At 32.8% G+C, this 23,939-nt stretch carries 21 protein-coding genes; 18 read left to right on the top strand and 3 right to left on the bottom strand.

Features of this window, described 5'->3' with window-relative positions:
• Window positions 1–2 precede the first annotated feature (2 nt).
• From KO515_RS15520 to KO515_RS15495, 6 genes are all read left to right on the top strand, one after another.
• On the top strand, window positions 3–188 hold the full coding sequence (locus KO515_RS15520) for a CcoQ/FixQ family Cbb3-type cytochrome c oxidase assembly chaperone (RefSeq protein ID WP_215937256.1): 186 nt from the start codon (window positions 3–5) through the stop codon (window positions 186–188).
• A complete protein-coding gene (locus tag KO515_RS15515; RefSeq protein ID WP_215937255.1) occupies window positions 185–1,168 on the top strand; it encodes a cbb3-type cytochrome c oxidase N-terminal domain-containing protein in 984 nt (327 codons plus the stop codon). Before KO515_RS15520 ends, KO515_RS15515 begins: the two co-directional genes overlap by 4 nt.
• A gap of 16 nt (window positions 1,169–1,184) precedes the next feature.
• Window positions 1,185–2,609 carry a cytochrome c oxidase accessory protein CcoG gene (ccoG, locus tag KO515_RS15510; protein ID WP_215937254.1) on the top strand — a complete coding sequence of 475 codons (1,425 nt, stop codon included), beginning with the start codon at window positions 1,185–1,187 and terminating at the stop codon, window positions 2,607–2,609.
• A 187-nt stretch (window positions 2,610–2,796) separates the two neighbouring features.
• The gene (locus KO515_RS15505) at window positions 2,797–3,243 is read left to right on the top strand and encodes a FixH family protein (RefSeq protein WP_215937253.1); all 447 of its coding nucleotides are present in this window, start codon (window positions 2,797–2,799) and stop codon (window positions 3,241–3,243) included.
• Window positions 3,244–3,945 carry a sulfite exporter TauE/SafE family protein gene (locus KO515_RS15500; protein WP_215937252.1) on the top strand — a complete coding sequence of 234 codons (702 nt, stop codon included), beginning with the start codon at window positions 3,244–3,246 and terminating at the stop codon, window positions 3,943–3,945.
• Window positions 3,946–4,026: 81 nt separating this feature from the next.
• Window positions 4,027–4,590, top strand: a complete 564-nt coding sequence (locus KO515_RS15495) for a hypothetical protein (RefSeq protein WP_215937251.1) — start codon at window positions 4,027–4,029, stop codon at window positions 4,588–4,590.
• 76 nt (window positions 4,591–4,666) lie between these two features.
• On the opposite strand, the gene KO515_RS15490 is transcribed toward KO515_RS15495, so the two are convergent.
• Window positions 4,667–5,500: a universal stress protein gene (locus KO515_RS15490; protein WP_215937250.1), complete on the bottom strand. Its 834-nt coding sequence runs from the start codon at window positions 5,498–5,500 to the stop codon at window positions 4,667–4,669.
• A gap of 11 nt (window positions 5,501–5,511) precedes the next feature.
• Complete coding sequence (gene hemN, locus KO515_RS15485) at window positions 5,512–6,876, bottom strand: oxygen-independent coproporphyrinogen III oxidase (RefSeq protein ID WP_215937249.1); 1,365 nt, start codon at window positions 6,874–6,876, stop codon at window positions 5,512–5,514.
• Window positions 6,877–7,022: 146 nt separating this feature from the next.
• Between hemN and KO515_RS15480 the strand changes: the two genes are divergently transcribed.
• The 10 genes from KO515_RS15480 to KO515_RS15435 all read left to right on the top strand — a co-directional run bounded on the left by KO515_RS15480 (window position 7,023) and on the right by KO515_RS15435 (window position 19,595).
• The gene (locus tag KO515_RS15480) at window positions 7,023–7,652 is read left to right on the top strand and encodes a YceI family protein (protein WP_215937248.1); all 630 of its coding nucleotides are present in this window, start codon (window positions 7,023–7,025) and stop codon (window positions 7,650–7,652) included.
• A 203-nt stretch (window positions 7,653–7,855) separates the two neighbouring features.
• The gene (locus KO515_RS15475; RefSeq protein ID WP_215937247.1) at window positions 7,856–8,443 is read left to right on the top strand and encodes a superoxide dismutase family protein; all 588 of its coding nucleotides are present in this window, start codon (window positions 7,856–7,858) and stop codon (window positions 8,441–8,443) included.
• Between the two features lie 97 nt (window positions 8,444–8,540).
• Window positions 8,541–9,068 (top strand): RNA polymerase sigma factor, encoded by a 528-nt coding sequence (locus KO515_RS15470; RefSeq protein ID WP_178983953.1) that lies wholly within the window; start codon window positions 8,541–8,543, stop codon window positions 9,066–9,068.
• Window position 9,069: 1 nt separating this feature from the next.
• The gene (locus KO515_RS15465; RefSeq protein WP_215937246.1) at window positions 9,070–9,864 is read left to right on the top strand and encodes an anti-sigma factor; all 795 of its coding nucleotides are present in this window, start codon (window positions 9,070–9,072) and stop codon (window positions 9,862–9,864) included.
• A 273-nt stretch (window positions 9,865–10,137) separates the two neighbouring features.
• Window positions 10,138–11,838, top strand: a complete 1,701-nt coding sequence (locus tag KO515_RS15460; RefSeq protein ID WP_215937245.1) for a serine hydrolase domain-containing protein — start codon at window positions 10,138–10,140, stop codon at window positions 11,836–11,838.
• Window positions 11,839–12,017: 179 nt separating this feature from the next.
• Window positions 12,018–12,719 carry a hypothetical protein gene (locus KO515_RS15455; protein WP_215937244.1) on the top strand — a complete coding sequence of 234 codons (702 nt, stop codon included), beginning with the start codon at window positions 12,018–12,020 and terminating at the stop codon, window positions 12,717–12,719.
• A gap of 144 nt (window positions 12,720–12,863) precedes the next feature.
• On the top strand, window positions 12,864–13,793 hold the full coding sequence (locus KO515_RS15450; protein WP_215937243.1) for a hypothetical protein: 930 nt from the start codon (window positions 12,864–12,866) through the stop codon (window positions 13,791–13,793).
• A 148-nt stretch (window positions 13,794–13,941) separates the two neighbouring features.
• Window positions 13,942–15,234: an ectonucleotide pyrophosphatase/phosphodiesterase gene (locus KO515_RS15445; RefSeq protein ID WP_215937242.1), complete on the top strand. Its 1,293-nt coding sequence runs from the start codon at window positions 13,942–13,944 to the stop codon at window positions 15,232–15,234.
• An 844-nt stretch (window positions 15,235–16,078) separates the two neighbouring features.
• Window positions 16,079–17,296, top strand: coding sequence for a hypothetical protein (locus KO515_RS15440; protein WP_215937241.1), 1,218 nt, complete (start codon window positions 16,079–16,081; stop codon window positions 17,294–17,296).
• Between the two features lie 214 nt (window positions 17,297–17,510).
• Window positions 17,511–19,595 carry a hypothetical protein gene (locus KO515_RS15435; protein ID WP_215937240.1) on the top strand — a complete coding sequence of 695 codons (2,085 nt, stop codon included), beginning with the start codon at window positions 17,511–17,513 and terminating at the stop codon, window positions 19,593–19,595.
• 291 nt (window positions 19,596–19,886) lie between these two features.
• Here KO515_RS15435 and KO515_RS15430 read toward each other — a convergent pair whose 3' ends face one another.
• Window positions 19,887–22,034 (bottom strand): S46 family peptidase, encoded by a 2,148-nt coding sequence (locus tag KO515_RS15430; RefSeq protein WP_215937239.1) that lies wholly within the window; start codon window positions 22,032–22,034, stop codon window positions 19,887–19,889.
• A 313-nt stretch (window positions 22,035–22,347) separates the two neighbouring features.
• Between KO515_RS15430 and KO515_RS15425 the strand changes: the two genes are divergently transcribed.
• Window positions 22,348–22,776, top strand: a complete 429-nt coding sequence (locus tag KO515_RS15425; RefSeq protein WP_215937238.1) for a hypothetical protein — start codon at window positions 22,348–22,350, stop codon at window positions 22,774–22,776.
• 160 nt (window positions 22,777–22,936) lie between these two features.
• The gene (locus KO515_RS15420; RefSeq protein WP_215937237.1) at window positions 22,937–23,914 is read left to right on the top strand and encodes a hypothetical protein; all 978 of its coding nucleotides are present in this window, start codon (window positions 22,937–22,939) and stop codon (window positions 23,912–23,914) included.
• Window positions 23,915–23,939 lie beyond the last annotated feature (25 nt).

The following is a 23,939-nucleotide window of genomic DNA, read 5'->3' as shown; positions in this document are numbered from 1 at the left end:
TTATGTTCAAATTTATAAAAGGTCATTTGGAAAGTATTACAGGTATAGAAATATATCCTATGATATCACTTCTTATTTTCTTTATTTTCTTTGTCGTGTTATTCTATTGGGTAATCACAGCTAAGAAAGATTATATAACCACAGTTAGTAATTTACCATTAGACAACCAAAACGATACCGACATATGAGACATTTAATCCCATCATACATTAGAGTTCCTGTAATCTTTTTTGCTATTGCTGGACTTGTAGAATACTTTGTAGACTCAGGAGATCAGCCTGCGTTTATTGAGCAACCTATTATCTTACTCTTTTTACTATTAGTACTATTAGTGCTTATAGCTATTGAAGGTATTGTTAATTCTTTAGATAATATTCTTTTTCAAAGTTTAGATGAAGAAGGAAAGAAACGCTACATAGCATCGCGAACTAAAGCGCCACAATTCACGAAAGTTAAGGCTCTTTATTCAAAATTAGTAGGAAAACAAAAACCTATTGAAGAAGAAGGTGAAATCATTCTAGATCATAATTACGATGGTATTAGAGAATTAGATAATAATTTACCGCCATGGTGGGTTTACTCTTTCTATATCTCCATAGTTTTCGCGGTAATTTATATGGTACGTTATCATGTTTTAGATGCTGATGATCAGTTTACAGAATATGAAATAGAATACGCAGAAGCCAACAAAGCTATTGAAGAATATAAGAAAACCGCTAAAGGTTTAGTAGACATTAATACTGTGGAATTGTTAACTGAAACTGCCGATTTAAAGGCTGGTCAAAAGATTTTTGAAGCCAACTGTGTAGCCTGCCATATGGTAGATGGAGGTGGTGGAATTGGACCAAACCTTACCGATGACCACTGGATTTTAGGTGGAGGTATTAAAAACGTGTTTAAAACGGTTTCCGAAGGTGGACGATCAGGAAAAGGAATGATTGCATGGAAACAAAGTTTAAAACCTCTTGAAATGGCTCAAGTAGCAAGTTATGTGTTACAGTTTCAAGGTACAACACCTGCAAATCCAAAAGATGCGGAAGGTGATATTTGGGTAGACGAAAATGCTGAAAGCACTGAAAATACAGATACAGAATCTACTGAAAAAAACACTGAAGATTCTATAGAAGAAACAACTGAAACTGCTGAAACCGTAGTATCTAATAATTAATTAGAAGTTACAAATAATGGAAACGCCAGAAAATGAAGTTTTTAGAGACTCAATTGGTACAATTGATGAAGAAGGTAAACGCAAGTGGGTATTTCCTAAAAAACCTTCTGGACCATTATATGAAAAGCGTAAAATAGTAAGCTATGTCTTATTAGCATTTTTGCTAGTTGCTCCATTCCTGAAAATTAATGGTAATCAGTTTCTACTGTTTAATATATTAGAACGACGATTTAATATATTCGGCTTTCCGTTTTGGCCACAAGACTTCTATCTCTTTGTCATATCCATGCTGATTGGTGTTATTTTTATAACGCTATTTACAGTTGGTTTTGGACGTGTGTTTTGCGGGTGGATTTGTCCACAGACCATTTTTTTAGAAATGGTGTTTAGACGTATTGAGTACTGGATTGATGGCGACCGAAACAAACAAATGCGTTTAGCACGCCAAAAATGGGATGCTGAAAAGATAAGAAAGTGTTTACTTAAATGGTTTATCTTTCTAGTAATTTCATTCATAATCGCTAATGTATTCTTAGCCTATTTAATAGGTGGAGACAAACTTATAAAATACATTACTGAAGGCCCGTTGGAGCATACAAGCACACTTATTCCGCTGCTTATATTTACAGCCGTATTTTATTTTGTATTTGCTTGGTTTAGAGAGCAAGTTTGTATTATAGCCTGTCCTTATGGTCGTTTACAAGGAGTGCTTTTAGATAACAAATCTATCGTTGTGGCGTATGACTATAAACGCGGTGAAGCTGAAAATGGTAGAAAGAAATTTAGAAAAAAGGAAGATCGTGAAGCGCTTGGTTATGGGGATTGTATTGATTGTTCTCAATGTGTTAATGTTTGTCCTACGGGTATAGACATCAGAAATGGTACACAATTAGAATGTGTAAACTGTACCGCATGTATTGATGAATGCGACCATATTATGGAAAGTATTAATCTTCCAAAAGGCTTAATTCGTTTTGCTAGTGAAGATGAGATTGAGAAAAAAGAGCCTTTTAAAATAACGGCTCGTATGAAGGGTTACATGGCCGTCCTCACCATTTTAATTGGAATTTTAGCTGGTATGTTATTACTACGTAGTGATGTTGAAGCCAGAATATTACGATTACCTGGTCAATTATATGAACATAAAGACAACGGTATTATTAGTAATGTTTACACCTTTAAATTAGTTAATAAAACCTCTCAAGAAATTGATGATATCACCTTTAAACTCAGAGGTTGGGATGGAAACATAAACGTAGTATCTACTACAGAAACATTTAATGTAGATGCTCAAGGTATCGCAGAAGGTACTTTATTTATAGAATTGAAACAAGGTGATTTGTCTGGTGATAAAAATGAGGTGATGATAGATCTTTATAGTAATGGTGAAATTATTGAAACCACCTCTGTAACGTTCTTAGGACCTCGTAGTTTTAATTAATCGAGACCTAGCAGGTTTCAAAAACCTTGCAGGTATTATAGTTAGACCTAGCAGGTTTTAAAAACCTTGCAGGTATTATAGTTAGTCCTAGCAGGTCTTTAAGAGACAAATGCTTACACTGTTAAAAAAAGCAGTCCAGAACGCGATAAAACCCTGAATGCTATTCAGGATAAAAAATAAATGAATTATGAAAATAAATTGGGGAACAGCAATCGTTATTGCATTTGTATGCTTCATTTCATTCATCATGTACTTTGTAATCAGTATGAGTACAGATAAGAAATATGATCACGATTTAGTCATAGACGATTATTATGGACAAGAGCTTCAATTTCAAGCTGATATTGATCATGAAGAAAATGCAAACCATTTAAAAACGAACGTCTCATTGAAAAAAACTAATGATGGCGTCATCATTACATTTCCAGAAGATTTAGATATTAAAAATATAACAGGTAAAGTGTTCCTATACAGACCATCTAACAAACAATTAGATTTTGAAACACCGATTTCATTGTCTAACCACAATTTGCTCATACCTGACAAGCGTTTGTTGGATGGTCGCTGGAACATTAAAGTAGACTGGAAATATAACACAAATTCTTATCTCTTTAAAGAAGAAATCACTTATTAAATGTTAGTATCGGCTCTTATACTAGGCTTACTAGGAAGTCTGCACTGTGTTGGCATGTGTGGTCCTATTGCTTTTATGTTGCCAGTAGATCGGTCTAACTCATTTAAAAAAGTAAGTCAAATCGGTATCTACCATTTTGGTAGGCTATTGGCTTATAGTATCATTGGATTGGTTTTTGGACTGGTCGGTAAAAGTTTTTCTCTTTTTGGAATTCAGCAGCAACTCTCTATAATTATTGGAATTTTAATGATTGTAATTGTGCTTTTACCCCAAAATGTCATAGGAAAATACAATCTCACCAAACCCTTATACAAGGCTATTTCTAAAGTAAAGTCCTCTTTGGGTAAAGCCTTAAAAAAGAAAACAGCAGACACCTTTTTAACCATTGGTTTTCTTAACGGATTTCTGCCCTGTGGCTTAGTCTATATGGCGGTTTTTGGAGCCATCGCAACAGGTAGCTTAATAGAAGGTAGTTTGTACATTGTGCTGTTCGGTATTGGCACGATTCCGTTAATGACCACAGCCATTTATTTAGGTAAATTTTTAAACAGCACTATTAAACAACGTATTCAAAAAGCAATTCCTGTATTTGTTGTTGTAATAGGTTTACTATTTATACTGCGTGGCCTCGGTTTAGGTATTCCTTACCTCTCTCCTGCTCCAATGGTAGAAATGGCTTCTAGTGCTATTGAGTGTCATTAAATTATCAATCATTTCTTACAAATTGGTCTAATTATTGATATATTCACTTGGAGCAATCACACGTATAAATCAATCACAATCATGAGATCTTTTCTAGTCCTATTCCTTTTCAGTTTATCAATTGTAACAGCAAATGCACAAGATGCAAGTGTAGAACAATCTACCTATGGCATACAGGCTGGCTTCTTAGGAGCTTGGGGACATTATGAATCTAAACTTTCAAATTCTATAGCCTTACGGAGTGAATTAGGCTTAGATGCCGGCATCTACAGCAACAGTTTTGTGGGCAGTAGAGGTTTTATTTTGGTCCCTGCCCTTACGCTTGAACCACGTTGGTATTACAACCTCAACAAAAGAGTATCAAAATCGAGACGCATAGATGGTAATAGTGGTAATTTTGTTTCCATTAAAACCACCTACCATCCAGATATTGTCATCAATTCTATTGCTGATAATTTGAATTTCATTAGTGATATTTCTATTATTCCAACTTGGGGAATTAGACGTCATGTTGGTCAACATTTCACCTATGAAACAGGTATAGGCATAGGATACATTCGTTATTTTAAAGAAAAGAACGTCTATCTTAATGATTACGATGGCCTTGCTTTAAACCTTCATTTACGAATTGGGTATCGTTTCTAAAAAAAAAAACGCCAAAGAAAAAAATCTTTGACGTTTTAATAGACGACATTAAAACACTAACTAATAATATCGACATCTATATTTTAAACGTCATCACCGGTAAGGTGGAATGATTAGCAATATCTTCTGAAACACTGCCTTCAAAGAAATGCGATAAGCCTTTTCTACCATGAGTAGCTACCGCAATAAGATCGGCACCAATGACATTCGCAAAATTGAGAATGCCCTTTTCTATAGAGTAATCTGACACCACATTAATAGCATCTAACTGTGTTAAGTCACCATCTGCTTTTTCCAAAAATTGAGACACCCGTTGATCTATTTCCGAAGAACTTCTGAAGTTACCATCTGGTGAATTCACATAAACCAAATGCATAATGATACCGAGAAAATCAAACGTCTCTTTTGCTTTTAAGTAAGGTGCGATAGCTTCTTCTGAAAAATCACTAGCAAATACTCCATTTTCAAAATCCATTAAAATCGGGTTGTGTTTTATAACCAACACAGGTACATCAGCATACCGAACTACTTTTTGGGTGTTAGACCCAATTAAAACTTCTTTGATACCACTTGAGCCTTGCGAGCCCATAACGATAAGTTGAGCATTATTTTCGGTAGCAACTTCATTGACTTCGCTCCATACTTTAAATTGCTTTACAATGGGATGCACTTTGAGACCTTTGAGATAAGGCTTATCTAAAAAAGCATCAAATTTTTTCTGAGCCAGTTTTAAATAATAAATCGCCTCTTCTTGTAAGCCTTCGTTTCCAGATGAAATGATTGCACTAGACAACTCTAACATATGTAAAACAATAAGTTCAGACCCGAATTTATGTGCTATACTAGCAGCTGCTTCAAGCGCAAATTCTGAATATTCTGAAAAATCAACGGGTACAATTATTTTTTTCATTTGATTAAATATTAAATGGTCATTGAAAACAACTGAGTTTCAGGTTTCGTACGTTGTAATAACAAATCGAAAGCCATACATATGTTTCTAATAAAGGCTTTCCCGTTTTCGGTTACAATTACTTTTTTTGATTCGAACTGTAGTAACCCATCCAATTCAAATTCTTTTAATTTTATAAGTACTTCTGGTAATTCATTAAATACTAAAGCTTCATCCTCCCACTGCGTTTCAAAATTACACATCAGGTTAAGGATGTGTTTTCTAATGATTAGGTCTTCGGTGTTTAAAATATGGCCTTTAAATACTGGAATAATATCCTGATCTAATAACTTATAATACGCTTCATTCGATTTGACATTCTGTGCAAAGCCATACCAACTATCACTAATGGAAGACACTCCCAAACCAATCATAGCTTGTGTTTTAGAAGCGGTATACCCCATAAAATTACGATGCAAGGTTTTATGTGCCATAGCTTTATAAAGCGAGTCACTTTTTAAGGCAAAATGATCCATACCAATTTCAACATAACCTGCAGCTTCAAAATGCTGTTTTCCTGTTTCGTATTGTTGACGCTTAGAGGCGGGTGTTGGCAAATCGGCTTCACTAAAACCGCGTTGTCCGTTACCTTTTATCCATGGCACATGCGCATAACTATAAAATGCAATACGATCTGGCATTAAGGCTTTCGTTTTCGTAATGGTTTCAATAACGTCAGTTTCGGTCTGAAATGGTAAACCAAAAATTATGTCATGTCCAACTGACGTATAGCCTATTTTACGTGCTAAATCAGTAGCACGTTTTACGTTTTCAAAAGGCTGAACGCGGTTAATCGCTTTTTGGATACTCAGATTATAATCCTGAACTCCATAACTCACCCGTCTAAACCCCAAATCGTATAAGGTGGTGAGATGGGCTTCTGTGGTATTGTTGGGGTGTCCTTCAAAACTAAACTCATAGCCTTCCGCCAATTCAGCATGTTCTAAAAGTCCTGATATTAATAAATTAAGGTGTTCTGGTGAAAAAAATGTTGGAGTCCCACCACCTAAATGTAATTCTTTAATTACGGGTTTAGAACCTAACAATTCCAGATACAAACTCCATTCTTTCAATACCGCTTTTATATAGGGAGATTCTACTTCGTGACGTTTGGTAATGCGTTTATGACATCCACAAAAGGTGCATAAGCTCTCGCAGAACGGTAAATGTATGTATAAGCTTAAGCCTTCCGTTGCGTTACTTTCTTGAAAAGCACGTTGTAATGAAGCTTTCCATCCTTCTAAAGAAAAGGATTCTAAATCCCAATAAGGGACTGTTGGATAACTCGTATAACGAGGTCCAGCAACATTATATTTATGGATTAACGACTGACTCATACCTATTTATTAATCCTCAAAATTAGAAGTACACGCTAATAAAAACTATGATATTTATCATGCGGTTAAAAATTTTGATTTATCACTAACGCGTTACTTGGATTAAAGCGGTTATATGACTAATTTTACTTAAAATAAAAAACATCATGAAAAGCATAAAATTTGCATCACTATTAGTTATTGTTAGTTTAGTTTTTACGTCATGTAAGGACGATAAAAAAGCCGAAGAAACGACAACCCCTGAAGCGGTCGAAAACACCGTGAGCTACGTGGTTAAACCAGAAGCGACCAATGTAAAATGGACAGCTTATAAAACGACCGATAAAGTCCCTGTAGGTGGAGAATTTGCAACGCTGAATTTTGAAGAAAAAGCAGGAGCAACGCCAGAAGAAGCTTTAAACAATTTAGAATTTTCAATTCCGGTAAGTAGTTTATTTACTAAGGATGAGACTAGAGACGAAAAGCTAAAAACGTCATTCTTTGGTGCGATGTTAAATCCTGAATTACTAAAAGGAAAAATTAAATATGCCAACAACGCGTATGCTGCTGAAATAACAATGAATGGAGTTACTAAAGACTTACCTTTAGAAGTGAGCATCACCGATGAAAGACGTGTAAGCATGAAAGGCACCATGGATCTTAAAGATTGGGACGCATTAAGCGCATTAGAATCTTTAAACAAAGTATGTTTTGATTTGCATAAAGGTGTTGATGGTGTGAGTAAAACATGGGAAGATGTTGCTATTGAAGTGAGCACATACCTTCGCGAAAAATAAGCTCTAAGTATTTTTAAAACTGGATAGCCTCATTTTAAATAGTATCAAATGAATTAATATTAATTGTGATTGAGCACTTGAAGCATTTTTTACTTCATTAATTTGTGCCCAATGTTAGTCCGCTTAAAGCCATAAACCATGGCTATTAGACACGGATTATAACATGATTAAATATTAATTCCAACTAAAAATTTGAGCATATCATGAAAAATTTAAAAGTATTACTAATGTCTTTCATATTAGTCGCTGCAGCTACTGCTTGTAAAGACACTAAGAAAGAAACCGACACCATGCCGGAAGCAGAAACTGAAGTTATAGAAGAAAACGTTGATACCACATCCAACAAATTATCTGTCACCTTATCACCTAAAAGTGATAGTAACATAGAAGGGACTATTAACTTTACAGAGACCAATGGTATGGTTAGCATGGTTGGTACGGTTACCGGATTAGAAGAAGGAGAACACGCGATTCATATTCATGAAAAAGCGGATTGTTCAGCAAACGATGGTTCATCCGCTGGAGGCCATTGGAATCCCACAGCACAACCGCATGGTGCTTGGGGAGCAGAAACGGGGTATCACAAAGGAGATATCGGAAATTTAACAGCAAATGCCAACGGACGTGCTACCATTACAAAAACAACAGATGAATGGTGTATTGGCTGTGGCGATGAGACTAAAGATATTTTAGGAAAAGCAGTTATTGTACACATTGGTGTCGATGATTTAACATCACAACCTTCTGGTGACGCAGGCGCACGCATTGGTTGCGCAGGAATTATACAGTAAACAATATAGACATATAAACACTAATTAATTGTTAGAACAATTGCGGTGATTCACTTCCCCATTTCTGCGAAAACTTCTAAATTAATATCGCTATTAAATGGAATTAGAACTACTGGTAAAACAGTTTCAAGATAAAAATCATGCGGCTTTTGAGAAGCTTTACGGCATGTACCACAAAAGTATACATGGGGTGGTTTACAATATTGTAAAAGATACCGCTATTGCCGATGAGTTGATGCAAGATGTCTTTATAAAAGCATGGCATAAAGCCGATACCTACTCCTCAAAAAAAGGACGTTTTTTTACGTGGATTTTAAATATAGCTCGTAATGCAGCCATAGATAAAACACGTTCTAAAGCGTTTAAACAATCAAAACAAAACCTCAACACTGATTATTTCGTAGATATCATAGCCAGCCATGATAACTTAGACAACAGTACGGATGCCATTGGTATTAAAAATTTTGTAACACAATTAGGCGAAAAATGTAAAGCCGTTATTGAGCTCCTTTATTTTAAAGGATTTACGCAGAAGGAAGCTTCGGAAGAATTACAAATGCCAATTGGTACTATTAAAACGAGAAACCGGAACTGTATTCAACAATTAAGAGATATGGTATTGTAATATGGATATTAAAGCATACATAGAATCAGGTATTTTAGAGCTATACGTAGCTGGTAAACTTTCTGAAACAGAAAACGAAGAGATCTATCAACTTCTAAAACAGCACCCAGAGCTGCTGCAAGAAGTGGTTGCTATAGAAAAAGCTGTGGTCAAATTAACGGCAGCGGTATCTCCAAGAGCTAAAGGTTTTGAATCGATAAAGGCAAGACTAGAAGCTGACGACACTAAGGTTGTCGACTTACAACCGAGAACCACCAGCTGGATAAGCTACACAGGTTGGGCAGCCGCTATTTTATTAGCTATAGGTTTATTTTGGACACAACGTTTAAATACCGGTTTAGAGCAAGAATTGCAAACTGCTGATATGGAAAACCAATATCTTGAAACACAAATAGAAGATGCCAAGTCCGATTTGGCAGCCACTAAAAACCTATTGAATGTTATTAGAGATAAAAATATCATTGCGGTACCACTTGGTGGTCAAGGCAATTTTGCATCTAGCTTTGCCAAAGTGTATTGGAACAAAGCTGATAATACCATTTATTTAGATGCAGAAGGGTTACCAGACGCACCCGAAGGCAAAGTATGGCAAGTATGGTCACTAACCTTAAATCCCCTTACACCAACAAGTTTAGGAACTATAGATGACTTTAATACCGACGACAATAAAATCTTTACCATTGCCAATGTTAACGAAAGTCAGGCCTTTGGTATCACTTTAGAACCAGCAGGAGGAAGCGCTTCTCCAACAATGGATCAATTATACACCCTTGGTGTTGTTAATACTGAGTCTTAAATAAAAAACATCTTATTTTGAAAACCACCTTGTGACCACTTGGTGGTTTTTTTATGTTAGTGACCTAAGTAACTTTATGTATAGACATTCGAATTGTTTTGGTTAGCTTTACGCTATAGAATAGCTATTAAATTATCTTATCCCGAAATAATTCGGGATATCGGTAATGGCAGTTATTATATAACGAGTTGTGTGCAATTTGCAAGCAACATTGTAACATATCGTATAATCATTCTACTAATCAATCAAAATAAACAGAAATTCCGAACATTAATGAAACTTAATTATAAAGTCCTTTTAGTATGTACACACATACTTTTTTTTATTTCTAACTTAAAAGCCCAAAATAACTTAATTTACAGTTTCGATGTAAATAAAATATCGGAGAAAATCGATAGTCTTTTAATGGACTACAATAGCAAAGAAGCAGGGATGTCCATTGGAATTGTTATAAACAATAAATTAGTCATTCAAAAACAATTAGGTCTTGCCAATTTAGAACACCAAATTCCAATCACAAGAGAAACATCATTTCACGTAGCGTCCGTTTCCAAACAATTTACCGCATTTGCAATTTTACAACTCGAAAATGAGGGTAAACTTTCATTGAATGATGAAATTAGAAAATACGTACCTGAACTAAACGAATTTGAGAATAAGATAACTATAAACAATCTTTTAAACCATACCAGCGGAATTAAAGACCAATGGAACTTATTGAGACTTTCTGGATGGCGCTTGAATGATTTTATAGACAATGACCACGTACTCAATATTCTCTACAATCAAACTTCATTGAATTTTGAGCCTAACAAAGACTTTATGTACAGTAATTCTGGCTACACCTTATTGGCAGAAATTATTACACGAGTTTCGGGTATGCAATTTTCAGAGTACACAGAAAAATACATTTTTAAGCCATTGAAAATGGACAACACTCAATTCGTGGATAAAGAAGGTCAAATAATCAAAAACAAAGCTAATTCATACTATAAAGATGACGAATATTATATTCAAGACGTATTCAACAACGCCAGCTATGGAGCCACAAATTTGTCAACTACTATCGAAGACTTAAGTAAATGGATAATAAATTTCAACAAAAAAGAGGTTGGAGATAGTAGTTTGTTTGATAAAATGCATTCCCAAGAAAAATTGAGCAATGGAAACACTTATGGATATGCAAATGGTCAATTTATCAATAAGTACAAGGGAATAAGAAGAATTTCACATAGTGGACAAGATGCGAGTTATCAAGCATACATTGGCAGATTTCCAGATTTAGATATTAGCATAATTTTCTTCAACAACAGTTCTGAAATTGATGGTGGCAAAGTTGTAGGTCAATTAACTGAAATATGTTTATCAGATTACTTGGAAAACAAAAATTATGAACCAAAGTCAGAAACTTTACTCAGCAAAAAAGCACCTATTATTAAACCAGTAAAATCACTGAAGAATTATGAGGGATATTATTGGAACGGCAAAGACAGATATTCCCGTCAATTAAAAATTCAAAATGACACCTTACAATATATCAGAAATGACGATGATAAAACAGCATTAATTCCTGTTGATAATAATGAATTTGAAATGGCAATTGATGAGTATGTCTCTGTGTCATTCCAATCTAATCAAATGGTTTTGACACTAAATGATGGCTATCAGATTACTTTAGATAAATACATTCCCGCAGATTATAATTCAAATTCATTAAAACAGTTTGAGGGTAAATATTACAGCTCAGAATTAAACACTTTCTACACTCTTTCAGTAGAGGATAATATTTTAGTTGCAAATCACACAAGACTTGGAAATTTTAAACTAAAAGCAATTAAAAATGACTTTTTCATCGGAAATAAAGGTTCGATTCAGAAAGTTGTATTTTTAAGAAATGAATTAGGGAAAATTGTCGGACTGAATATATCAAGTAGTAGAGCTAAAAATATTAAATTCAATAAACTGAGCGAATAAAAAACTGCACACAACACCGTGTATAATTCATTGCTAGTTAAAGCCTACTTACTAAAATCCTAGTGGAATATTCTATTCGGTTTTTATTTGCTAAATTAGGTGCTTAAACCACCCAACACCCGAGCGCAGCGAACAGACGAAGTAAACCATACACAGACACGTTGTGCAACATATAACCAATGAACAAAATTTTAACCTACATATTAGTATTTCTGACTTTCAGTTGTGTTGAGAAAAAGAAAGAATCTAAATCTGACATTAAAGCTGAGAATAAAGAAATAATTTCAATAGAGATCGATTCAACTGAAATGAAAGCTGAACCGATTGTTGAAATTAAAAAATCTGATTCTCTATTTATTAACCCAAATAATTTCAAATACTCAAACCTTAATGAATTTGACTTAAGAGTTTGGTATTATGGAAAAATAGTAGATAGTCTTAAATCGTTCTCTTCAAAAGAAAAGTTAGTTGAATATTTTCAAGACGAACGACTCAAAGGAGAGAATATTTATCCTGTAAATTATCAATACTTTTCAATCCAAAAAAATGGCAAATCTGAAAAAATAATAACGATTATAGAAGGAGATGAAAGTTGTTGTCACGATTTACATTATTTAATTTACAACTCTGAAAATAAATTGTTGAGCGATAATATCGTTGCCGGAACCGGTGGAGATGGAATGTGGGGATATGACCAATATGGAAAATTTGTAAATGACTCAACTTATATTTTGACCCGAATTGATATGGAAGAAATTGAATTAGAGAATGGAGGAACAGAAACTCATATAGATTCTGTGGTTACAAATTATAGATTTTATAAAAACAAACCATTTGAAAAATTGACTGAACAAAAATTAAAAAAAGTAGAAAAACATTAATAAATACGTTGCACAACACCCTATAAAATAATTGCTAATACAACCCTACTTCCAAAAATCCTTTCAGATTTTTTATTCCGTTAATATTTGGTAAATTAAGTTTCTAAACATGCCACTAATTAAAACTCAAAAAAAAAGATAAATATGATAAAAAACAGCTTAATCATTGCATTTCTTTTGATTTCAAATTTAGTCTTAACGCAAAATGAAAATGATATTAGACAATTCGATAAAACACTAAATCAATTTCTCAATGTAAGAGATTTTTGTATTTCAAAAAATAGGGATGAAGTGTTTTTTACTGTTCAAAGCCCTAATCAGGACATTTCTCAATTGGCTAGCATGAAAAAAGAACATAATGCATGGTCAGAACCAGAACTATTGTCCTTCTGTGATTCAAACCTGTATTTAGAACCATTTTTATCAGCTGATGGAAATCGCTTATTCTTTGCCTCAGACAGACCTTTAACTGATTCTACTAACGTTAAGAAAAACTTTGATATTTGGTATGTTGAAAGACATAATAACCACAGTGAATGGTCAACCCCAAAAAACATAGGAACACCAATAAATACTGACCTAAACGAGTTTTATCCGACGCTTAGTGAAAACAATAATTTATACTTCACATTGGAGTCTCCCAATGGATTTGGAAAAGATGATATTTATTTTAGTAAATGGGAGAATGATAAATATTCAAATCCTGTTTTATTAGATGAAAACATAAATAGCGACGGTTATGAGTTTAATGCTTTTATCTCGAAGAAAGAAGATTTTCTATTATTTTCAAAATACAATGAGGCTGATGGACAAGGAAGTGGTGACCTGTATATCTCAAAAAAAGATGCCAAAGGAAAATGGAAAAAGGCAACTAACTTAGGCATTCCTATCAATACAAATAAAATGGAATATTGTCCTTTCTATGATGAAAACAACCAAATATTGTACTTTACAAGTAAGAGAAGTAACATTAACTCAAGAAATTTTAAAAACATGTCCGATTTTAAAAAGCATATTAGAGAAAATAATAATGGCTTGAGTAAAATTTATATGGTGGCATTAAAAATTAAATAGAAACTGTTGCCAACAACACAAAACCACAATTAAAACATATTCAACTGATCACTAACCCACTAGAAACTACTAAAGCCTGTCACAAACCGAAAATTACCATATATTAGCCCAAACTAAACCATTATTGTCGCGCTAAAAACGAACTCAAATGAAACAAGGGACCCTATTACTAATATCAATGTTTATTATTGTAATGATGTTATTAAATTCGTGTAACATAAAAATAATAAATTCACCCGGTTCTATTACAAAAACAGATGTAAGCGTTGTTGAAAAAACACCTTACTTATTATTAATTTCGCTTGATGGTTTTCGCTGGGATTATGTAGAAAAATATAACCCACCCAATTTAAGTTCATTTATTAAATCTGGTGTTAAATCAGCGTCGTTAATACCTTCATTCCCTACTAAAACTTTTCCGAACCATTATACCATTGCCACTGGTCTTTATCCTGACAAACATGGTCTTATAGGGAATATATTTTATGACTATAACAAAGAGACTCTATTTAATAAGAGAAATCCCAAAATGGCAGAAGACGGAAGTTTTTACGGAGGTTCACCAATTTGGGTTGAGGCAAATAAAGCAGGTATTGTAACTGCCAGTTATTTCTTTGTGGGAACAGAAGCTAAGATTCAAGGCATCAGACCAACATACTATTATAAATTTGATAATAATGTTGAAAATGAGCAACGCGTTAATCAAACACTAGATTGGTTGAATTTAGAGGAGACAAACAGACCACATCTAATCACTTTATATTTTGGTGATATGGACAAAGTTGGTCATACTTATGGTACTCGTGATGAGGACAAACTGAAAACGGCATTATTTGAATTAGACAAAAACTTAGGAGACTTATTTAAAGGCATATCAGAAACGAATCTTCCCGTAAATATTATTATAGTTTCTGACCATGGTATGGGAGATCAGTCTACACACAATATAATACCAATAGATTCTATTGAAAACGATGACTTATTCATGACAATTGAAAATGGTACAATAGTAAATATTCATCCAAAGAAAGCGATTGAAATAGATACTGTACTACAATATTTAAGACTGAAAGAACATAATTTTAAAGCTTATAGAACTGAAAATACACCAGGTTTTGAATACATCCCAACTAATAAAAATTGGGGTGCAATTCAATTAATACCAGATTTCGGTTATCATTTTTGGAATCAAAGACGAAAAGATGCGCTTATCGAAGACGGCGTTACAACATTTGGTGTTCATGGCTATGATAGCAAATACAAAGAAATGCATGGCATATTTTATGCAAATGGTCCAGCCTTTAAAGATGGTTATGAAATACATTCCATAAAAAATATTCATATCTATCCATTAATGTGCGAGATTTTAGGATTGAAAATTCCTGAATCCATAGACGGAGACATAAAAGAAATAAAAAGTATCTTGAAGGAGAATAATTGAATTAAGAATAAGGCCTGCGGGTAATACCACGTATAAGCCATTACTAGTACTCTCCTACTCACAAACAGCTTTGTAGATTTTTTATTCTGTTTTTATTTACTAAATTAGGTATTGAAACACTCATAACTCATAAGACGTTCTGTCTTGATCCTTAAGTCTGTTGTAATCAAACGTCTCTTTTAGTTCTTTTGTGGATTCTGCATATCAAGCTAACTTCTTCACTTCTGCGTCTTTATTTAAGTCATCAGTTTTATCGTATTAATCTTTCCGCCCTTGAATAGTAAGTTGAATTGGACTCATTTGTAGCAATTTTTCATATTTATCATCAAACCATTGGTGAGGTGCTTATGTTTAATAGAGAACAAAGTCTTCTTTAGGTATAATTCCTCTTATACAGATCCTTATATTTTGCGTTTTCTTTGACTATAGTTTGTCCATAAAGATCGTAATACACTTTGTTGTATTTTAAGCATCCATACTGCACATAGCACTGCATAAAAATTATTACCAAACTTACCTTCATCTTAAAAACCACTGTAACATTAAGGTAGTTATTTATATCCCAACGCACGTAACTACAATCATATCAATATTTTAAGTTTTTTAACTATATTTATAAACTAAAATCTATCTTAAAGTTTCTCTATCCAAAAATAGGTTAGAATAAGATTGCGGAATTGAAATTATTTATAAATGAAATAGGTATTATAAAGAAAACTGAAACTTTCACCTCAGCTCTAAAATATCAAAAAAGTTAATATTGATAACATGTTTTTATTATCTACCCGAAAAATTTGCTACAAAAAATAAAATACTCATTCATAATATATAAAACATAAAGACTATGAAATTGTTAGTAAAGTTCCTTTTTTTAATTTTTGTTTTTAATTCTATTTTTAAGCTTAATGCACAATCAACAATAGATTTGTACAGAGCGACAACACCACCTCGTGTTTACAATAATATTCAATTACTGACGCAACAAGATAAACTTTATACCATTGAAAATCAGTTTCCAGAAATTGCTATAATGATAAAAAGATTTGTTACACCTAATCCTGACTTTACATTTCAATCACCTATAAAGTTAAAAACTGTAAAATTCAGTAATTATAGCAATGATATTGCAGATTGCATTAAATCTATGGATATAAATCGGCAAATAGAGGCCTTAGCTAGTTTAGTTTACTTTGGAGAACTTCTAGAACTCAAACCTATCCTAGACAAATTGTTAAATCAAGTAAAAGGGACGAGATACCAATATATTAAAGCCTTAGAAGATGTGGTAACTATACAAGCGGCTTCTGGCTTTTCAGAATTAGCCGAAGAACAATTAAATGCTATGAAAAATGTAATTTCAGGAGTAAATGCCGAAATGCACTTAGCTATTAAATATGCGCGTCTTTCAAATTTTGTAATGGCTGAAAATTATGCGCGTTCTTCATTAAACAATAGTAAGGATGATTTATATACCTATGAAAGAAATAGGATATTTTTTCAACTATGTAAAAATTTAGGGGAACGAAGACAAATAGAACTTGCTAAAGAATTGGCGCTATTGCTAAACACCGAACCCAACAGAGCTGTTGCATATGGCTTTATAGCAAAAGGGGCAGATAATGCATCTTTATTGAAGGAAGCTATGACTATGACTTCACATTTTGAGGCAAATAAAAAGAATTACGTACTAAAAGAACTTGGTGTTTTAGCCGCCCAAATGAATCAAAAAGAACTTGCATTTGAATGTCAATACCTTATGAATATGACCAACTTAAAACAAAATGCTGTTAGGGTTTTATGTGAAATTGCTAATGTATATAAAGATGTAAGAACGCTCAATAGGGCATACTCCATAACTAGGCAAATTCCTAATAAAGTAAGTATAGCCAAATCTGATGCTATTATTTGGACTGCAAATTCAGAAGTATTAATTAATAAAAACCCATTAGAAGAGACTTTAAACAAGGTAATTAAATTAGAACCAAATTATCAAATTAAATTTGATATGGGCCTGTTAAAAATTCCCTCACAACGTTACTATTATAAAGATTCTGGATACTAGAATAGTTGACCAAAACATGGCATTATAGATTAGCCTTGACCGCATAAAAATTATAAACTATTCGCTCAATTTACTATTCTATTTAAAGTAGTAATAGTATAAATAATCAAAATTCAAAACAATTAAAAATCACCAACCAAATCAGTAACACACCTAAAACGTGACAGTTAACAAATAAATATATTAAATTTTAATCACGAATTATAAAAAAATCATGAAACCACTTATTTTCTCCATAATTATAATAATTAGCATAAGCTTAAATATAAACGCACAATGTCCTAATAAAATCTCAAAGTGGGTTGAGCTCATAGAAGACGAATATCCTGGGGAAAATTTACAAAAAGTTGGAGCCACTAAGATCAAAACTATTGTTTACAACCTGTACTCTGATAAATTTTTCATTTCTATTTTCAAAAAACCATTCGATGAGGTTAACACCAAGAAACTAGACTTAATTGCTTCAATCGCCACCGACCCATCTTGTGTAAGAACATTACCTGGCAGAAAATGGGAAGTCACTTCGCCTGCACGGGATGCTGTAGGAAAAAGTCGTAATTATTATAATAAGGCTTTTAGCTATGAATTAATAAAAGCAAAAGTAATTGAACTTAGACAAATCAGAAAAGAAAATAAAGTTTTATTATCTGATGTTAATAGTGATAACCCTCAAATCGCTTTCAATAGTTTAATTGACTGGAAAGTAAAAATAAATAACAATTATGCAGCATTACTTCTTCCGTCTGAACTAACTTATTTAAATACAATCATATCAAAAAAAGAGCATGAAATTGCAGATAAAGAACTTAATCTCAAACTTGAAAATATAATTAAAGCAGACGATAATTATGCAACTTTACAAACCCTAATTTCTTTTAAAAAAGACAACCAACAACTATATCCTTATGCCAGTCAAGAGAACCAAAGTCATATTGAAAATGAAACTACTATCAAAATAAACCGGATACTTAACAACATTCTCTCCGAAGACATAAAGAAAAGCAATACTAAGTTCAATCAGGTAAACCAAGTTAATGAATTTTATAAAAGTTTTAGTAATAAATTTAAAGCGCTATCTGATTATAAACAAATTAAGGACGTTAAAGCTAAAATAATAGAGGCTAAGATAAATATTCTTTTCGCAGATAAAGAGAAGATTAAAAATGAAATTAAAGCCTCAGTAAAATTAAATGAGTTAAGCAATATTGAAAACCTCTATCTTTCTCACCTTGATAGTGTAACTGTAAATGAAGTCGAAGATTTACGAATGCAATTAGTCAACAAAAAGATTGAAATAAAAGAGCAGCAAAAAAGAGAAGACCTAGCGCAACAAGAAAGACTTATAAACCAGCAAATTCAGGAAATACAACAGCATAAACTAGCAGAAGAACGCAAACTCGCTCGCTATGGCTTTAGTTTTAACACTAGCCTAGTTAACGAAACATTAATTAAGAACATCTTTAAAGGTGATTTTGATAAGCTCTCTATTTATAGAGATGATCAATACTTTATAGCTTTAATTAGTAGTTACATGTATGCTAAATCTAAAAAATGCGAGTCCTCATTACCTAGTAATAAAGTACCTATCTATGATATTGAATGCGTTGAGAAAACGACACAAAGAAATGGTTGGGGTGAAGTGGTCAATGAGTATTGTTCTAAGTACGAATATAGACCACAAGAAGGTTATACCTCACCTGAACTATTTGAGGCATTTAAAGCAATCAACGATATAAAGTTTAACGAACGTGGTAAAGACGCTATAAAAGTTTTGATAAAATTACATACTACAGGTTTAGATAAAGTCCCAGATCAAGGTCTGAGTGTTAATACATTAAAATCAGACATGTATAATCTTTTCGATTTAAACCCTTGTAATAATACTGCGCTTCAACGTTTTGAAGAAAACTTAATTCGATTTGCTCATAACCAGCCTCCTTTGCAGATAGATGGAACCGTTAAAGAACATAATATTAACTACAATAGAAACTATGATTTTAAGTCCTTTATTAACCATTTGATTGATGAAAATTCTAAGAATTGGGCTGTTAACCAATATATTAAAAATAGTGTTAGTAATGTAAGAATTACAAAAGCTGAAGATTTAAACACACCGCTGTACATTATTGCTAATTATAAATTTTCCGGATATCTAGGAACTCAAAATTCTTGGGTGAAATTAACGTTTAATAATGGATTTCCTGATTGTTTATATTTTAAGGACTACCCTAATACGTGTAGAACAGCAGATAGGACAATAGTTAAAAATTTTATAAATGGACAATACATATCGTATTAACATGTAGTGTTAGCGACCTAGATCCTGAGATATTTATCTTTAAATAGATAAAATAATTTAACCTATAAATTCATTGGTATTTTAGGTGACATGTCAGGTGAATTTATAGTATAGAAAACGATTAAAAAGAGTAATATCCAAATTAATTCCGAAAGGCGATTTAAAGAAAATTTTTCGGCAGAACTCCCTGAACGAATTAATAAAAATTTGAAGCACAATTAACATCTCAAATAAAAAAGCGACCTGAATTTCAGATCGCTTTTTGTTCGTATGAGGTATTGCTAATGTTTCCTATTTAGAAATAATAGTCAATTCATCTACAATATGCTTGGCGTTAGAATATTTATCAATAAGCCAAAGGACATATCTAATATCCACGTTAATGGTACGTTGCAAATCTTTATCAAAAATAACATCACCAGCCATCGCTTCAATGTTACCATCAAAGGCTAAACCAATTAATTCTCCTTTACCGTTAATTACTGGCGAACCAGAGTTACCACCTGTAATATCGTTATCGGTTAGGAAGTTGACTGGTAATTCGCCACGCTCATTAGCATAACGTCCGTAATCTTTCTTTTCGTAAATATCTAACATGCTCTGATCTAAATCAAACTCACTATCGTTGGGCTTGTATTTTTTAATCATACCTTTAAACGTGGTATAATTGTTCACTTTAGCATCGTTTCTTTTATCTGCTGGCAACGCTCTCACTTTTCCGTAAGATAATCTTAAAGTAGAATTCGCATCAGGATACTGAATATCACTTAATCCAGATTCACGCAACCCTTTTACTAATAATCTAAAAGACGCCTCAAAATCGTTTGTTGGCTGCTCTAAAGCTTCAGGGCTTTCCCTGTACTTATCCAATAATTGATTCGATAATTTAAACATAGGGTCATTCTCAAGAAGCGCTTCATCTGGGTATTGTAAAAATGCTAGAGCACCTTCTTTTGAAGAAAACATACTCAAATCGAAAATGGCATTAGTATACGCTGTAAAATCATTGTCATTCTTTGCTCCAATTTCAGCAACCAATTCCGGTAAAGAATAGTTAGATTTTGAAGCTAACAAACCTAATTGTTTGGCTAAAATTTCTTTCTCTAAAGGCAAGTGATAATCTTCATAGTTACTTTCTATAAAAGCCTCTAAACGTGGTAAAAGATTTTTACGCTCGGCTTCAGTAGCACCAAGATACTGTTTAAAAGCAGATCCTATTCTATACGGCAACACTGAAAATTTACTAGCACGTAATATATTGAGTAAGTAATTCGTTTGTTTCGCCTTTTCGTTGGTTAAGCTGTAATAGGTATTAATGTTTTTAATCACATCACCATACATGGCTTTGTTCGCTTTCTTATTCGCCCATTTGTCAAACTTAGCTTCCGTTTTGCTCTTTTTTTCTACGGTTTTGTGTTCCGTTAAAGCTTCAATCATACCTGCTCTATTTTTCCAATAGTTCGCAATACCTGCATAACCAGAAGCATACATAAGATTTACAGATTCATCGGCATCCATGTATTTCTTCATCACATCCATGCTTAATTTTGAACCTTCAACCCAGGCAGGATAAGCAAATTTCACATTTTGCTCAACACCTTGTGCTGGCATCCAACGGTTAGTACGACCAGGATACCCTAAGATCATGGCGAAGTCATTTTCCTCTACTCCATCAATATTAACAGGCAAATGGTATTTTGCTTTTAAAGGGACATTGTTTTCTGAATACTCTGCAGGTTGGCCTTCGGCATCCGCATACACTCTAAATAATGAAAAATCACCGGTGTGTCTTGGCCATTCCCAGTTATCAGTGTCACCACCAAATTTACCTACATTCTCTGGAGGTGTTCCTACCAAACGCACATCTTTATAATCTTCGTAAACAAAGTAGTAAAACTCATTACCTTGGTAAAATGAACGTACCGAAACAGTGTATTTACCACCTTCGTTATTTTCTTGTTCAATTTTAGCAATCTCTTTATTCAAGGCTGCTTCACGTTCTTTTTCGCTCATGCTATCATTAACTTGCGCTAACATACGTTTAGACACATCGTCCATTCTCACAAAAAAGCGAACATATAAGCTTTCTGGTTTCATTTCTTCGGCTAAAGAACCTGCCCAGAATCCATTTTTTAAATGGTTTTGTTCTGCTGTTGATAATTCTGCAATAGCACTATAACCACAGTGATGATTGGTTAAAACCAGACCACTGTCTGAAACGATACTAGCCGTACAGCCACCATTGAATTGTACAATAGCATCTTTTAAACTCTGGTTGTTAACACTATAGATTTCTTCAGCGGTTAATTGTAAACCCATTTTTTGCATATCGCGATGATTGAGGCGCTCAATATGCATTAGAAACCACATACCTTCATTCGCCATAACCGACGGAAATGCAATAATAAAGGCAATAATTGTAAGGGATAATTTCTTCATGTTTTGTTGTTTTATTTAGTGCGATAAAAATACTGAAATTTTAAGGTGATTTAAAACTATTACTATTTTAAAACAGTATTATTTTTAGGCATTTAACAGACTTAAATAACCTAAGCTTATTAGTTTCATTTAGTGACGGATAGGATGTATGTTGTATCAATAAAAAATACGTGACTTTACGTATATAGAACTCAATAAATTTAGGTAATTTTAAAACCTAACAAAAACATATAAACTGGTGATATCCCGAAAATAGGATGCGATAAGGAATGTGTTTTGATTTATATAACGAGTTGCCAACAATTTGAAAAAAATGAAAACTGAAAACAAAATTTTGATTTTAGGATTGATATTTTCAATCATCTTAATCACTTTCCGAATTGGAAATGGATTTGAATTTATAAACGCTCAATTTAAATTTTCTGTAATTGACGTTGCTTTTAGTAAATCAAACCAAACTTATCTGAGTTCAGCAATTCTTGGATATTTATGCTTTTTGATTTTTAGCTTGGTTACGTGGAAAAAAACAAGTGGAAACGGAAAAAATCTATTACTGATTTTCTCTCTTTTAACTTTTATCGGAATATTTTTTGAACTTAAAACATTTTATGAAGGTTTGAGTGGAATATATAACGGAACTCATTTCCGAATTGGAATTTCTTTAGCTTTAATTGGTTACTATATTTCAAATCGAATGAATATATCTGAACCGAATAAAAAAACTGTTGGCAACACCGTATAAAAAAAATTGCTAGTTTTAGCTAAACCAAAGTTTGTTGCTTGTTTGCTAGCTTCTGATTTTCCTTCGGAAAATCCTCGCACACAAACACGCAACTTTCCTTATACATAAACGTTAGGCAACATTAGAAATGAACATCCGTAATCTTTTCATAATATTTTTATTGTTTTCAATAGTTAGCTGTATTTCTGATAATCAGAATAGAAAAACCGATATTGAAAGATTAAAACTAAACGGACAAGTAAAATCTTACTTAAAAACGATTCATAGAAGTTCGGAAGAGCTGAATGACACAATTGAAACCACATTCAAAGAACAGCATAGAGAACTTATCTTATTTGACAAAAACGGCAATATCATTGAAGAAATAAGTTTCAAAAAAAATGGCGAACGATATAAAAAGTGGGTTTCAGTTTATAATAGCAAAGGAGATGAAATTGAAAAATTCGAAATTAAATATCCTAATGATACTCTTAAGCGTTGGTTAAATAAATATGATAATTCTGGAAACGAAATAGAATCAATAATTTATGACCATAAGGACTCTATTTTGAGTCATACAAAATCGGAGTATAATAAGTTCAATAAAGAAACTGAATTAATAATTCTTAAAAGTAAACCAGCAAAAAATCAATTCGTAAAAGTAAGTTATGAATATGACGATGATGGAAATGAGATAAAAACAACTAGATACTATGCTGATAAATCAAAGACGGAATGGTTTACCAAATACGATTCCTTTGGAAACGAAACTGAATGGACAGTTTACGACCGAAAAGGAAATCTGGAAAGAATAGATTCAACAAGCTATATTTATTATAAGAATGATAAGATTAAGGAAGAAAAAATGTTTTGTTCGGTTGATATTCCAGGTGTTTATGGTATCTCTAAATACAACAAAAATGGAGATGAAATTGAATACATAGAATTTTTCAATGATTCTATCACGTCAAAAGAAATATACATTTACGATAATAATGGTAGCCGAACAACGGAATATTACAAAGCAAATGGAGAACTTAAATCAATATCTAAATTAACCTCTAAATTTGATAGTAATGAAAATCTTATCAAAGAATCGGAATATAAAAATGATAAGCTAAATACGATTAAAAACTATAAAATTGAATACTATAAATAACGTTGCCTAACAAAGAACTGAGATA

The sequence above is a fragment of the Winogradskyella psychrotolerans genome (assembly GCF_018860545.1).
Taxonomy (GTDB): domain Bacteria; phylum Bacteroidota; class Bacteroidia; order Flavobacteriales; family Flavobacteriaceae; genus Winogradskyella; species Winogradskyella psychrotolerans_A.
This window is presented reverse-complemented; position numbering and strand designations above follow the sequence as displayed.